This is a genomic window from Sphingorhabdus profundilacus (assembly GCF_009769755.1).
In the GTDB taxonomy this organism is placed as follows: Bacteria; Pseudomonadota; Alphaproteobacteria; order Sphingomonadales; family Sphingomonadaceae; genus Sphingorhabdus_B; species Sphingorhabdus_B profundilacus.
On the sequence record NZ_SDWJ01000001.1, the window covers coordinates 454264 to 469277 of the forward strand.

11 protein-coding genes are annotated in these 15014 nt (G+C 56.0%); 5 read left to right on the plus strand and 6 right to left on the minus strand.

The annotated features are described in order from the left end of the window. Positions 1–82 precede the first annotated feature (82 nt). Both EUU23_RS02195 and EUU23_RS02200 read right to left on the minus strand, forming a co-directional pair. Entirely contained in the window at positions 83–1069 is a 987-nt protein-coding gene (locus EUU23_RS02195; protein ID WP_160352484.1) for a hypothetical protein, read from the minus strand. Beyond that, the gene (locus EUU23_RS02200; RefSeq protein WP_160352485.1) at positions 1009–1944 is read right to left on the minus strand and encodes a tetratricopeptide repeat protein; all 936 of its coding nucleotides are present in this window, start codon (positions 1942–1944) and stop codon (positions 1009–1011) included. The genes EUU23_RS02195 and EUU23_RS02200 overlap by 61 nt, the downstream gene beginning before the upstream one ends. Before the next feature lie 126 nt (positions 1945–2070). Here EUU23_RS02200 and EUU23_RS02205 point away from each other — a divergent pair, with 126 nt between their 5' ends. Continuing rightward, on the plus strand, positions 2071–3042 hold the full coding sequence (locus EUU23_RS02205; protein WP_160352486.1) for a bile acid:sodium symporter: 972 nt from the start codon (positions 2071–2073) through the stop codon (positions 3040–3042). A 24-nt stretch (positions 3043–3066) separates the two neighbouring features. Here the strand turns inward: EUU23_RS02205 and EUU23_RS02210 are convergent, their stop codons facing one another. Next, on the minus strand, positions 3067–5565 hold the full coding sequence (locus EUU23_RS02210; RefSeq protein ID WP_160352487.1) for an FtsX-like permease family protein: 2499 nt from the start codon (positions 5563–5565) through the stop codon (positions 3067–3069). Beyond that, positions 5562–6233, minus strand: a complete 672-nt coding sequence (locus EUU23_RS02215; protein WP_179956498.1) for an ABC transporter ATP-binding protein — start codon at positions 6231–6233, stop codon at positions 5562–5564. Before EUU23_RS02215 ends, EUU23_RS02210 begins: the two co-directional genes overlap by 4 nt. Before the next feature lie 42 nt (positions 6234–6275). Here EUU23_RS02215 and EUU23_RS02220 point away from each other — a divergent pair, with 42 nt between their 5' ends. From EUU23_RS02220 to EUU23_RS02230, 3 genes are all read left to right on the plus strand, one after another. Beyond that, the gene (locus EUU23_RS02220) at positions 6276–6959 is read left to right on the plus strand and encodes an arylesterase (RefSeq protein ID WP_160352489.1); all 684 of its coding nucleotides are present in this window, start codon (positions 6276–6278) and stop codon (positions 6957–6959) included. A gap of 102 nt (positions 6960–7061) precedes the next feature. Further along, a complete protein-coding gene (locus tag EUU23_RS02225; RefSeq protein ID WP_160352490.1) occupies positions 7062–8270 on the plus strand; it encodes a toxic anion resistance protein in 1209 nt (402 codons plus the stop codon). A gap of 15 nt (positions 8271–8285) precedes the next feature. Beyond that, positions 8286–8999, plus strand: coding sequence for an inorganic phosphate transporter (locus EUU23_RS02230; protein ID WP_160352491.1), 714 nt, complete (start codon positions 8286–8288; stop codon positions 8997–8999). 22 nt (positions 9000–9021) lie between these two features. On the opposite strand, the gene EUU23_RS02235 is transcribed toward EUU23_RS02230, so the two are convergent. Then, on the minus strand, positions 9022–10008 hold the full coding sequence (locus tag EUU23_RS02235) for a DUF6607 family protein (RefSeq protein WP_160352492.1): 987 nt from the start codon (positions 10006–10008) through the stop codon (positions 9022–9024). Between the two features lie 22 nt (positions 10009–10030). Continuing rightward, the gene (locus EUU23_RS02240; RefSeq protein WP_246156033.1) at positions 10031–12274 is read right to left on the minus strand and encodes a TonB-dependent hemoglobin/transferrin/lactoferrin family receptor; all 2244 of its coding nucleotides are present in this window, start codon (positions 12272–12274) and stop codon (positions 10031–10033) included. Positions 12275–12504: 230 nt separating this feature from the next. Between EUU23_RS02240 and EUU23_RS02245 the strand changes: the two genes are divergently transcribed. Then, complete coding sequence (locus EUU23_RS02245; protein ID WP_160352494.1) at positions 12505–15012, plus strand: GcvT family protein; 2508 nt, start codon at positions 12505–12507, stop codon at positions 15010–15012. The last annotated feature ends 2 nt before the right edge of the window (positions 15013–15014 follow it).

Sequence of the window (15014 nt, forward strand, 5' to 3'; positions counted from 1 at the left end):
GGCGCAACATTCGAACCGACGTGGAGGCCGCATAACTTGCTTTGCCCGCCAAAGTGCGAGAGATTTGCCTATGATGTTTTTGTCACAAGCCGGGTTTGGGTACCTGTTTCCATGCCGCGCGAAATTTTTTCCGGGTATATAATGAGTGACGTTCCCCCGCACGAAGGCGCGGGACGAGATTTGCGGTAAACTGTTCATGCCAAAGGGTCAGTGCGGGGTTGAACAAATCGGCATTTTGCGCCTCTGCAATATCTTGTAACTGCCTTGAACTGTCCAGCAACGCCGACCGTTCGGCCTTGAACCGAGGGGCGGAATAGCGTTCATCGATCAGACCAAGCTGATGACGCGCTGCACGCACCAAAATCAGTGCGGTCGCATTTTCACCCGATCTGTGCATGGCCAATGCGCCACCAATCGCGGCATCCACAAGTTGCAACTGGTCATCTAGGCGGCGGTCAATGATTTGCGCGCCGTCACATTTGCGGATGGCACGGACATAGGTTGCAAGCGCCGACAGGGTCGACTGGTTGGGTTCCTTCCCGGAAAATTCCTCGACAATCAATGTTCTGATAAAGCGTTCAAGGATCTGATCATCTGCCGCCCTTGATATTTTGCCCGGATTGGCCAAGTCCGGGATGACCACAGGATCTTTCACAGCATTGCCGCGCAAGATACTGAAAAAAGAGCTGGTCACATCGGCGGTTCCGGGCGTCGACGAAAGGCCTTCGACATAAAAATGGCGATTGTCACGACCATTGTCGTGGCAACTATTGCAATTCAACCCGGCTTTGGCTGCCTGTCCGCCCAGCAGGCTAGGCGTATTGAAAAGGGCCATTCCGGCCTTTACACGGTCTGCATCTTGCGGATCGAAAGCAAGGCATGTGGATGCCTTGGTGGTGGCTGCATCGGTTTCTGCGCCATCGGCGGTCCACCATATTGATTGCAGCAATGGGGCAGGTGAGGCCGCTATGGCAGCCCCACCCGCTATCCCGATCAAGATCGTGAAAATCAGCTTGCCGATGTTGCAGCTTCCTTGATCCAGCGGCGAAGTTCGTCTGCTTCGTGGCAACCATAACCGCAAATCGTTTCCAACTGTGCCAGATGCGCCTTGGCACCGACGACGTTGCCGCGCTCAAGCTTGAGTTCGCCATAATATTCAATTGCGCCACGATGCTTTGGCGCAATCGACAATGCGGCCTGATAATAGCCCTCGGCTTCTTCATAATTGTGCAGCTTACGATTGGCAAAACCCAGATAAGTCAGGATATCGGGGTGCGGACCTGCCGCCCACAATGCCTTGTCCAGTTCGGCAATCGCCTCGACATACCGCTTTTCATTAATCAACGCGACGGCCTGAACATAGGTTGCGTCCGCGGCAATCGCCTGTGCCAGAACGATGTCGGGTTGAACCGGACCCATTGCAGTCTTTCCGGCAACCAGTGCAGCCTCAAGCTTGGCAATCGCTTCCTTCAGCTGCTTCTGGTCACGGCAGCCCGAACCGCAATTTGCCTCAAGGCTTTTCAGGGCGTCCAATTGTTCATTCGCCTTGGCCGCTGCACCCAGCTTGGCATGGATGATGCCCAGATCGCGATGCGCGTCGATCATCTTGTCATCATGCTTAACGGCCAAAGTCATAGGGCCCTTGGCCTTTTTGAAATCAGACAACGCCATATAGCTTGCGCCGAGCAGATATTGTGCCTGTGCATTACGGGGCATCGCGCCAACGACTCGCTTGAACGATTTAATCGCGTCGGCATATTGCCCAGCGCGGAATGCCGTTGCGCCCTTTTGATAATCGACCGCCGGGTCATAAGCAGGTGCCGACTGGCTAGGCGTTCCGCCGCCACCGCCGCCACCGCCGCCCATAGCAAAAGCAGGTGCCATAATCGCGGCCGCAAGAGCGGTCGTCGAAATTACCAATAATTTTCCGTTCCACAATTTCATTGGACTGTTCCTTTTTGAAATACGTCCCGTTTACATAGCATGACTTTGCCGTTCGGGTAAAGTGCGCGCTTGCCGCGCCGATCAAATTGCGCCATCACATTTTAACTTCACGATTTTTGGTCCATTGTGCTCCGCAAATTCATTCCCGACCAGTTTGTTCTGCTGCTTTTTGGTACGCTTGTCGTCGCCTGGTTGTTACCGGTGCCGCATGACGCTGTACCTGTTGCACAGGGTATATCATTTGCGGGCATATTTTTCCTGTTTTTCTTGCACGGGCTACGTTTACCCCGCCGCGAAGTCGCCCGGGCTGTCATGGGCTGGCAATTGCAAGCGATGATGCTGGCATTCACCTTTGTCCTTATGCCCATATTGGGGCTCGGCATTGCATCGGTTGCGGGACACTTTCTGCCGGTCGCGCTGGCCAGCGGATTGCTGTACGCCGCAATTCTGCCGTCGACGGTTCAATCCGCCGTCAGTTACGCATCGCTCGGCCGGGGAAACATTGCGGCATCGGTCATCGGTTCGGCTTTGTCCAACCTGTCGGGAATTTTCGCAACGCCTCTCCTCTTTGCGTTGCTGTTGGGGAGTGCGTCGGGTGTGGTGATCGGCGGTGATATCGTCATCAAGATCATCACCATGCTACTGCTGCCTTTTATATTGGGGCAGGCGGTGCAGCACTGGCTTGGCGGATGGGCACTGCGTCAGAAAAAATTGCTGACCTTGTGTGACCGCGCCGTCATTTTGCTGGCGGTATATGTGGCCTTTGGCGCTGCGGTCACAAGCGGTTCGCTTGAGGTTATCAGCCTTGCCTCACTGATGCTGCTCATTTTGTTTGCGGCATTGTTTCTGGGTATTGCCTTTGCTTTTGCATGGGCAACCGGTCGCATATTCGACCTGCCGCGCGCCGACCGGATCAGCCTGTTATTTACAGGCGCGCATAAAAGCATCGCCATTGGCGCGCCGATGGCGGCATTACTATTTTCGCCCAAGATAGCAGGGCTGATGATCTTACCGACGATCCTTTATCACCAGTTGCAATTGATTGCGTCCGCACCACTGGCCAAACGATTGGCAGCGTCCGGGGAAGACGTCATCTAGGTCCTGACCCTAAGGTTACCGACCCTAAAGACTTCGCAACGCCTGTGCCGGACGCGCGGCGAGTATGGGGAGCGAGCCAGCAATCCCCAGAATGAAGGTCAACCCCACGCCGCCCAACAGGGTCAGCCCTAATATCGCAGGATCCGGCGCAAAGCTGAAATCGAAGATCTGCACCACAACATACCACGCCGCCGCCATGCCGAGTGCCAATGACAACAGGCCGAGTATGATTGCCAGAATGCCATATTCCAAAGCCTGCGCGCCAAGGATCTGGCCGCGTGAAGAACCAAGCATTTTCATGATGACACTGTCATAAATGCGTGACTGCCGGGCGGCCGCAATGGCACCGACCAGAACGGCAATTCCAGCGAGTATGGCAATCGATGCGGCCGCAGCTATGGCTTGCGCCATTTGTGTCAACAAAGTGGTGATTTGCGCCGTGACTTCGCCCACTTCGATCAGCGAAGCCGAAGGAAAGGCGGGCGGGATTGCCTTGGCCAATATGCGTTCCGCCTTTTTCGATACGGTCAAGGTCGCGACCATATTATGCGGCGCGGCATCAAGGCTGCCGGGCGAAAAAACCATCACATAGTTCAGCCCGAAATTGTCCCATTTGACCGTTCGCAGGGATGCAATTTTGGCGGGTACTTCTACCCCGAGCAGGCTGACCGTCATGCTATCACCGACTTTCAAGCCCAAGGTCGCCGCGACTTCGGCTTCCAGGCTTATCAATGGCGGTCCTTTATAATTGGCAGGCCACCATTTTCCGGCAACCAGCTCGCTGCCTTTTGGCAATGTGGCACTATAGGTCAGGCCACGATCACCGTTCAATACCCATGCGCCTTCAGGCAATTCGTCAAGCTGATCGACCCGTTGCCCGCCATATTCGATAATTGTCCCGCGCAGCGCCGGAATCATGTTTACCGTGGCGTCGGGGTCGGCAGATTTTACCATTTGCGTAAAGCGCGCCGTGCCATCGCGGGGGATATCCAGAATGAAAAAGCTGGGCGCCCGGTCAGGGATGCTGTTTTTGATCTCATTATTGATGCTGGTCTGGATCGCGGCGAGCGTCACAAATAGCGTTAGCCCAAGACCGAGCGCCACCACGAGCGCCTGCGTCTGAGCACCGGGACGATGCAGGTTCGCCAGTGCCAGTCGCAGCAAGGGCGCCTTCGGGCGCGGTAATCGTACCGCTATTGCGCGCAGCAACCAGGCAATTCCCGTCAGCAACACCAGCAATCCGAGCGCCGCCCCGACAAATGCAAGCGAAAACAAAGGTTCGCGCGCAGACATGACCGCAATGGCCACGATCGTTGCAATTGAAGCGATCACCCAGATCAGGCTCCGCCGGTCGATGCGCGCGTCGCCTTCGACAATTGCTCTGAACAGGCCGGCGGCCGGTACGGTGCGGGCGCGCGCCAGCGGCGGCAATGCAAAAGCAATAGCAATCAGCAGGCCGTATAGAGCGCTAATCGCGAGCGGAACAGGATGCAGGCGATATCCGGGCGCTAACGGTAATATGTCGCCTGCAACTGCACCGATGGCCAGCGGCATGACACTGCCTACGGCCAGACCGACAAGAATGGCGACGATGGCAACGGCAAGAATTTGGAGCATATAGATGCGGAATATCGTGCCGCTGTCCGCCCCGTTCACCTTTAACGTCGCGATGCTGGCACGTTTACCGGCAAGATAACTGCCCACACCATTGCCGACACCGATCCCTGCAATTACCAGAGCGGCCAACCCGACCAGTGTCAGAAATTGCCCCATGCGCTCGATAAAACGGCGCGTGCCGGGCGCGCCATTGGAACGGTCGGTAATCTCCCAGCCTGCAGAAGGAAACTGCGCCTCAAGCGATTTTGCAATTGCTGCGACATCCTGTTGCGGGCGTAATTTGATGCGATATTTTGCCTCATACATGCTGCCCGGCTGGATCAGCTTGGTATCGGGCAAAGACTCCATGTTGATGATGGCCACCGGCCCCAGCGTGAATCCTTCACCAAGCCTGTCGGGCTCTTCGGAAATAATACCTGCAACCCTGAACGTCGCCTCGCCAAAACGGACCGCAGCGCCCTGTTGCAGGTCGAGCCGGTCCGAAAGCGTCGGGCCAATATAGATTTCCCCTTTCGCAGGCGTTCTGGCGGTGCCGCTGCCCGCAAGTTGCAGGCTGCCATAATGGGGGTAAGCTGTATCGATCGCCTTCAATTCGGCCAGCAAGCTATCTTCGCCTATGGCCATGGCTCGCAACCGCACGGTTTGCGAAACTGCCCCTACCTTCTGCATGGCGGCCAGTTCGGCGGGGGTGGCCTGTCGCTGCGCGATGCCGATTTCGATATCGCCGCCCAATATGGTCTGGCCGCGCCGCGATAATTCTTCGCTGATTCCAGATGTCAGGCTGCCAATTGCCGCCAATGTGGCGACGCCGAGAAACAGGCAGATCGCCAGCAACCTTAGCCCGCGAATCCGCGCAGTCAGATCGCGTCGGGAGATACGCCAGTTGGCGGCAAGCGATAGGCTCACACCGCGCTTTCCACAATTTGCCCGTCATGCATGGTGATTACCCGGTCGCATTTGCGCGCCAGTTCAGGGTCGTGCGTGATAATCAACAATGCCGCACCCAACGCCGCCCGACGTTCGAATAACAGGTCGATGATTGCCGCGCCGGTTGACCCGTCAAGATTGCCCGTTGGTTCATCGGCGAAAATGATCTTTGGCGAAGCCGCCATGGCACGCGCTATAGCAACCCGTTGCTGTTCACCGCCGGAAAGCTGGGATGGATAATGCGTTGTTCGGTGACCAAGGCCGACCGCCTGCAATTCGGACGCCGCCCGGTCAAATGCGTCCTTCATGCCCGCCAGTTCCATCGGAATCGCCACATTTTCAAGCGCCGTCATGGTTGGTAACAGATGAAATGCCTGCAATACGATACCAATTCGTCCGCGCCGTGCCCGTGCCAATGCGTCTTCGTCCAGATGTGCAAAATCAAGTCCGTCGACCATGACCATACCACCGCTGGCCTGTTCCAACCCCGCCAATACTGCCATTAACGAGGATTTGCCGGAACCCGATGGACCCAAAAGGGCAACGCTGCTGTCATAAGCTATTTCGAGATCGACGCCGCGTAAAATCGACACTTGGGCGTCATTACTGCCAAGGCTGAGGGTGACATTTGATGCACGGATTGCCATATCGGATATTGTGTTACGTGGAGCGTGCAAAGGGATGTCCTTATGAACAGAAGTTTTTGGGTATATGGTGCACTATTGGTCGCAATCCAAGGGTTGGGTGCATGTGGGAATAATCCTGTAGAGGAACCTGCCGATATTGCGGTCACAGCCGAAACGGGCGCGAGCGACAAGTTGGTCGTCGCCTTTGGTGACAGCCTGTATGCAGGATATCAGCTCGCCCCAAATGAGGGTCTTGCGCCGCAGTTGCAGGCCGCTCTGATCGCCGATGGTATCAAAGCGCGCGTGCACAATGCAGGGGCTTCGGGCGATACGACCGCAGCTGGCAAAAACCGCCTCGCGTTCGTGCTCGATAATCTGGACCGTAAACCTGACCTTGTGGTTCTGGGTCTTGGCGGGAATGATATGTTGCGCGGGATCAAGCCGGAACAGACCCGTGCAAATCTTGAGGCGATGCTGGCCGAATTGAAAAGGCGCCAAATTCCCGTTGTTCTGACCGGAATGTTGTCTGCACCCAATCTGGGCGCCGATTATGCCCGCGCATTCAACCCCTTATATCCTGAACTTGCGGCCCGTTATGGCGCAAAGCTCTACCCGTTTTTCCTGGAAGGTGTGGTGATGGACAGGTCATTGATGCTGAATGATAATATTCATCCGAATGCCAAGGGCGTGACCCGCATAGTCGAAGGATTATCACCTCTTGTCGAAGGTGCATTGAAGGAGCAGTGAAGAGCTGTATTAGAAAAATAATACAGCTGGGGACGTAAGTGCTTGAAAAGGTCGGGCAGTCGTTCCATCTGTTGTGTATCTGAAAGACAGAGGAAAGAGACTATGTCGACCGAAAGCGTGACCCAGACCGTGAGCGACCTGAAACTGACACCGCCTGATCCTGTGCCCACGGTTGCCCCGCAACAGGCCATGGGTCTGGTTCCGGTGACCGATGAACAAAAAACGAAGCTTGAGGAACGGGTCGAGGCCTATGTCGCCGATCTGATCGCGCAGGATGTGAACAGCCCGGAATTTGGCAAACGCGTCGACCAGTTGACCAACATGGGCCGTAAGGAGATCATGGAAGCTTCAGCCCAGTCAAACCGCTTCCTCGACAAGCCGATCCGGCGCATGGACGAAGGATCGGGCGTTGGTGCCGATCTTGCCGAGCTGCGCCGCGTGGTTGAAGATCTGGACCCTTCGAAAAAGGGCAATCTGATGACCAAGGAAAAGCTCTTTGGCATCATTCCTTGGGGCAGCAAGTTACGCAATTATTTCGACAGTTATCAAAGTTCGCAAACCCATATCAGTTCGATCCTCGGACGGTTGGGCAATGGCAAGGACGAGTTGCTGATGGACAATGCCGCCATTGATGTGGAGCGGCAGAATCTCTGGGTTGCCATGGGCAAGCTCGAACAGATGATCGTCATGTCCAAACAGCTGGATGCCAAGCTGGAGGAAAAGGCGGCGGAACTGGAATTGTCCGATCCGGCAAAATCGCGCGCGATCAAGGAAAGCGCGCTATTCTACGTGCGCCAGCGCACGCAGGATTTGCTGACCCAGATGGCAGTGACGGTGCAAGGCTATCTGGCGCTTGATCTCGTCAAAAAGAACAATGTCGAACTGGTGAAGGGCGTGGACCGCGCCTCGACCACCACAGTCGGTGCTTTGCGGACGGCGGTGACGGTGGCGCAGGCCATGACCAACCAGAAACTCGTTCTCGACCAGATTACCGCGTTGAACACGACGACGGCGAACATCATCGATTCCACCGGCCAGTTGCTGCGCGACAATACGGCGCGCATCCATGAGCAGGCGGCAGGCGCAACCATCCCGCTCGAAACATTAAGCCGTGCGTTCCAGAATATCTATGACACCATGGATGCCATCGACACGTTCAAGCTGAAGGCGCTCGACAGCATGAAGCAGACGTCGGAGGCACTGGAGCAGGAAGTGCAGAAGTCGAAGGGCTATATTGCGCGCGCCGAAGGGCAGGCGCAGGCCCTGCAATCGACGCAGGAAAGCGGCCTGCTCGCTTCGTTGGAAAACTGAAACTTTAGGATTTGAATGACCAGCCCCGCTTCGCAATCCGACGAGATCCTTGAAAGCAGCCGCCGTGCGCTTCGCAATGTGCGTATGCCGCCCATCGGCACGAAATCGATGGCGCTCCGCCGCGCGCATTTCTGGGGCAAGGTCAGCAAGGCCGCGCTTGCTGTAGGTGCTGTTCTCGTCGGGGCTGGCATTGTCGGCGCCATCATCGACGGCATTGGATTTTGGGGCGTGATGATTACCGGGTTGGTCGGGGCGGCGGCGGCTTATGTGCTCTTGCGCTACCCCCAAATGCCGATGCCTACCACGGAAAGTCTGCGCCAAACCGATTTGGGCACATTGGCCGGGAAGACCGAGATATGGCTGGAATCGCAACGTCCGGCCCTGCCGGCACCGGCAGTTACGGTGATGCAGGATATCGGCATCCGGCTAGATCAACTGGCGCCGCAATTGCAAACTTTGGACGACAATGACCCGGCCGCACGCGAGGTCCGCAAGCTCGTGGGTGAACATTTGCCGGAGCTTATCAACGGGTACAAACGGATACCTGACAGCCTGAAGCGCAAGGAACATGGCGGCAAAACGCCTGAGCAGCAGCTTCTTGACGGGTTGAAGTTGATCGATCGCGAAATCGAAACCATGACCGGCCAGATTTCAAGGGGCGAGCTCGACAAGCTGGCAGTGCGTGGACGGTATCTCGAACTAAAATACGACACCGACGCCGCGCAATGATAACGCGGCGTCGGGGTTAGAATTACCCGATCACTTTTGTGTTATCGGTAATCAACTTTGTTGCTTCAGCAATCGCCTTGTCCTGCTTCATCTTGCCAGAGACAATGTCGTCCGCCATTTCGAGCAGCCTCGCGCTGATGATCGTGCCGGTTTCGGCCTCCTCTTGGATGCCGATACCGCCCTTGGTCGTGGCGATTTTGTCCCAAGTTGAGCGAACTGCCGCCCAATAGGCTTTGGTTGCAGCCCAGTAATCATCGGCGGCTTTGACATTATATCCGTCGAATTTGGTGTAACTGTTCAGCACATATTCCTGCACGACAGGCGATAATTTACCGTCCTTTGGCCCCATTTTCAAATTGTCCTGCCAATGGATCCAACCGTCGGGCGATGTCTGGTGCCGGTTGATCGCCAGATATCGGTCATAGACGGGGTTGCGGACGGCATCGCGGCGGGCAAGCGGACGCCACGTCCAGTTGGATCGCCAGCGCCGCACGCCACCTTGCTCTTCAAATTGGCCCCAGCCACCGTAGCGCGGGCTGTCGTCGACCTGCCATACCGTTTGTGACCAACGGCCGCGCCGCATTCTTTCCGGCACATCCTCCCATTTCCATTGGTGGCGGTCGGCATAGACCAGTACTTTTGCGGGCTCATATTCCCAATCCTGCCGCCAATGTTTGATAATCATATCTTTGCCGTCCGCGTTGATGACGAGCATATGTTGCAGCACGATTTTCCGGCCGCTGTCCTCGATAACGCGAACAACTTCGTTTCCGCCGGAAATTTTCTTGTCGATGGGCGTGTAGCTTGCATCCCAACGCGTTGATTCCTGCATATCGAAGCGAACTTTGAAATTGCCCGCCATTGCCAGAATGTCCGCACGGTCTGCTTCAAAAGCAGCTTTTTCATCGGCGACGGCCCGTTCGGCGATGGGCGGGTGCGCCAGCGCGGGGCTGGTTGCATAAGCCAAAGCAAAAAGCCCGGCATAGAATTTTGATGTACGTATTTTCATCAGCTTATCCCTCTGTATGTACTTAGAATCGGAAAGTAGCCGAAACGCTGCCGTTGCGGCCGGGGCGGGTGAAGGCGTCAGTCGCGGTTGATGTGGCCGCAAGACCGCGCACGTCGGACCAGACGGCATATTTGCTATCCAAAATGTTGAAGATGCCGGCGCGCAATGTGAGTGCATCCGTCAACCGGACATGACCGGTGAAGTCGAGCACGGTAGCTGCATCGGGGCGAAAATCGGTTGGTGCTAGCGACCGTTCTTTTTGAGCAAAATGGGTCAGCGCCAATTGCCCACCGAACCGGTTGTCACGGGCGCGATAGCCAATCGCGGCGGTCATCGTCAGCGGATCAATCGTCGATAGCGGCGCATCGGGCATTCCGGTGCGAGATGCCGTTCCGCGTGCATAAGCTGCGGCCAGTCTCGCGTTTAATCCTGACGGCAGATTAAGTTCGAACTTGCCTTCGATGCCATCAACCTTGACCGCGCCGATGTTGATGAATTGAAACAATATTGGATTGGCGATTGAACCTGCGCCGCCCACCTGTTCTTGGCTGATAAATTTGTCATAACTCGCCTTGAACGCGGTGATGCTGCCGCTGACATGACTGGCGGAAATGCGGATACCGCCCTCGAACGACTCGCTTGTTTCGGGTGCCAGATCGGGGTTGGGTAATGTTCGGTAGGCGAAAAATGGTGAGGTCGGATTTTCGAAAAACTGGTTCACCTGACTGGGGGCAGGGGCTTTGAAACCTTGGGTGTAATTTCCAAAAATACGGACAATGTCGCTCAGCCGCAGAACCGCGCCAAATTTTGGTGACAGCCTTGATCCGCTTTGTCCGGTGGTCACAAACGCAGCGGGGAGTATGGCGTCATTCGTCGGCTCCAGCGAAAATCGATCCCACCGCAAGGCCGGATATAATTTCAACAGCCCGTCCGCGATATCGATTTCATCGCCTATAAATACCCCGCCTAAAGTGAAATCAGTCACGGGAAAAGCACGGGTGGGAAAAGTTTCACCAGCCGGGGGAATAGTGCCGTCGCGCAAGCCTTTTTGCCGTGTCATACTGACATCTGCGCCAAAAACTAGGCGATGGATCAACGGTCCGGTAGCGAATGTCGCCCGTCCATCGGCGGATGCACCATAGACACGATTTTCGAATGTGTTGATCCGCGTCCGGTCGGCTGAAGGGGTCCGCAATTCTTCGGTAAACTGACGGTCAAAGGCATCCTGCCAATACAGCGCGACCCGCGCGTCTTCAAATGCTCCATCGCCGGACCAACTCCAGTCGCCGGTAACCCGTTTACGAGCGCCAGTGTCACGCGCGGTCAAACTGTCGACCACGCTTCCAAAGCCGTTGCTACCCCGGCCAGACAAAATATCCGCAGTCAATAATGTGTCGACATATTCACCGGTCAAACGAAACCTATGCCCATTCGCAGGTTCAAAGACCAAACGGCCGATCACGGCATTGGATCGACCGTCTTGCGGGTTAGGTAATGTGCGGGTTGGACCAAAGCCGAAGTTTGTGCCGATATTACCCCGATTTTCTAGCTCGTTAAAATCACGCCGGGTAAAGGCAATCATGCCGGATAACGCACCATCGCGTCCGGCGACAATCGCAGTTTCTGCAAATTCATTGTCGTCCGAGCTATAGCTGGTACGGATCAGTCCGCCGATATCGCCATCGCCGCGAATGATGTCGGATGGGTCGCTTGTAATGAAGCTGACTGCGCCTGACAGGCCGTCGCTGCCATATAGTGCCGATGCCGGGCCGCGTAAAATCTCAACCGATTTTACGAGACCGATGTCGACATAGTCACCACGCCCTGCATCTTGTGCGCCAAAAGAAAATCCGTCGGGAACGCGAACGCCATCGACCTGAATCAGAACCCGGTTGCCGCCAATTCCACGTATCGTAAATCCTTCATTCCCGCCTCGGCCCGTAGTCGCAAAAGCGGCGCTGAATCGCGCAGGTTGTCGGGTTACCGAAACGCCAGGTTCGAACCGGACCAAATCCTTGATATCCGTTGCGAGTTCGTCGGCAATATCTTCATCCGATTTTACCGTAACGGTCGCCGGCACTTCTGAAACGAGTGTCGGAGCACGGGTCGCGCTTACGGTTATCTGGTTTTTGCGCGCCAGCCAGTATTCGCCGTCATTATCCTGCGCGTTGGCAATGGATGGATAGGTCATTCCGACGAGTGCAATCGTCAACGCTAATGAACCTGTACAAAAGGAAAAACGGGCGAGGCCCGAGCGAAACTGCATAGAAAAACCTTTGTTGCTAATGAGAGTGATTCTTAATAGCAAAATCCCATGCTCATCAATGCGAGATACGTCAAGCGACTTTGCATTGCGTTGATATGAATGCTTACAAATTCACAATTGCTCATATTTACTATTAGAATATGAGATTTATATGCCCCAGCCCAGCAATCCCGTTGATGCCGGATGAGGTATTCTGACATAGCAAATCGATAAAAGGTGGGGTGGATTGCATGAAAACAACAGCACGGGCAGTGGTTATTGGCGGCGGCGTCGTGGGCGTCAGCACATTATACCATCTGGCCAAAATGGGGTGGAGCGATGTTGTCCTGCTGGAACGCAAGGAACTGACATCCGGGTCGACCTGGCACGCAGCGGGTCTGCTGCCGCTGTTCAACCTCAGCTATTCGGTCGGAAAGCTTCACCAATATTCGGTCGGGCTTTACCCCAGCCTTGAAGCAGAGACCGGCCTACATGCAGGGTTTTCGCAGGTCACCAACATCCGTCTGGCGACTACGCGCGATCGCATGGACGAATATCATTATTATGCCGGTGTTGCGCGCACCATTGGCGTGGACGTCAATTTCCTTACCCCCGATCAGGTCAAGGACATCTGGCCACTTGCCGATATGGATGGCGTGATCGGGGCGATCCAGCATCCCGACGATGGCTATATCCAGCCCGCCGACCTGACACAGGCCTTGGCCAAAGGCGCGCGGCAGCGTGGTGCGACCATTTACCGCAACACGACCGTGACCGCGATTACGGAGCAGCCCAATGGCGAGTGGCTGGTGTCGACCGATCAAGGCGACATAACATGCGAACATGTTGTTTCCTGCTCCGGCAATTTTGCGCGGGCGACAGGGGCGATGGTCGGGCTGGATATCCCGGTCATCCCGGTCGAACACCAGTATATCGTGACCGAGCAGCATCCCGATATCATGGCTCGCAAAAAGGCCGGATTGCCAGAGATGGGCGTGCTGCGTGAATCCGATGCCAGCTATTATATGCGGGAGGAAGCAGGCGGCTTGCTTCTTGGCCCCTATGAAGTCGGCGCACCGGCATGCTATGTCGACGGCCCGGCGGCGAACAGCGAATATGAACTGTTTCCCGACGCTCTCGAACGGCTTGAGCCATATATATTGGCCGCGATGAAACGTGTTCCGGCCTTTGGCGAAGTCGGAATCAAGAAAGTCTATAATGGCGCGATTGCCTATACGCCCGACGGGTCGCCCATCGTCGGTCCGGCATGGGGCCTCAAAAACTTCTGGCTCAACGAAGGCCATAGTTTTGGGGTCACCGCCGCAGGCGGCGCGGGTTGGCAACTTGCCCACTGGATTGTCGATGGTGAACCGACCATCGACATGATGGGCGTCGATCCGCGCCGCTTTGGCGACTATGCAGGTCGGGGCTTCCTGATCGAAAAGAACGAAGAAGCCTATGCCAAAGTCTTTACCGTCCACTATCCCGACGAAGAGCGGGAGGCGGGACGCGCCTTGCGTCGCACGCCTTGCTATGACCGGATGAAGGCTCTGGGCGCGGTCTTTGGCAGCGTTTTTGGCTGGGAGCGACCCAATTGGTTCGCGCCCGAGAGCTATGCCCTGACCGAGGCCGATCTGGACAAACCGGATGTGCTGTTGAACGATAATCACCCCGTTGTTGCGGGCGAAGCTGTCCGGGAGAAATGGTCCTTCCGCCGGTCCAACTATTTCACACATGTTGGCAATGAATGCCGCCATGTACATGAAAATGTTGGCATTCAGGATATGAGTGCCTTTGCCAAATGCGAAATTTCAGGGCCTGGGGCGGAGGCTTGGCTCGACCAGTTGCTGACCAACGCCGTGCCCAAAAAGGTAGGCCGGGTTACGCTATCCTATTTGCTGACCGATAAGGGCGGGGTGCGCTGCGAATTCACCGTCTACAAGATGGCGCCGCAGCGTTATTATCTGGTGTCGGCAGGCGCTTATGAACGGCACGACCATGACTATCTGAAAAAGGCGATGCCCAAGGACGGTTCGGTAAGCTTTGAACGGCTCACCACGTCGATGGGTGTGCTGGTGTTGGCGGGTCCTAAGTCGCGCGCACTTTTGCAGAAACTGACCGACGCAAATCTGTCGAACGAAGCCTTTCCCTGGCTGACCGGACAGAAGATCAGCATCGGCCTTGCACAGGTCGAGGTGCTGCGGGTCAACTTCATTGGCGAATTGGGGTGGGAAATCCACCACCCCATCGAAATGCAGAACTATATCTTTGACGAACTGATGGCTGCCGGGGCTGAATTCAACATCAAGCCGTTCGGTATCCGGGCGATGACGTCGATGGCGCTCGAAAAAAGCTACAAGCTGATCCCGCGCGAATTGTCGGTCGAATATGCCGCCTTTGAAAGCGGACTGGACCGCTTTGTCAGCCTGAAAAAGCCGGGCTTTCACGGGAAAGACGCGCTGCTTGCGTGGCAGGCCAAAGGGTTTACCAATGCGCTTGTTACGATGGAAGTGCACGGCGTGACGGATGCCGATGCACGCGGCTCCGAGGCGATCTATCAGGGTGATGAGATCGTTGGTCGTGCGACCTCCGGTGGCTATGGCTGGCGGGTCGGCAAATCGCTGGCGTTGGCGATGGTGCGGCCGGATCTGGCGGTGGCGGGAACCGAAATGGAAATCGCCATATTGGGCACGCGATACCGGGCGACTATCATCGCCGATTCCCCGTTCGACCCCGATAATGCGGCGCTCAGGAGCTAGGC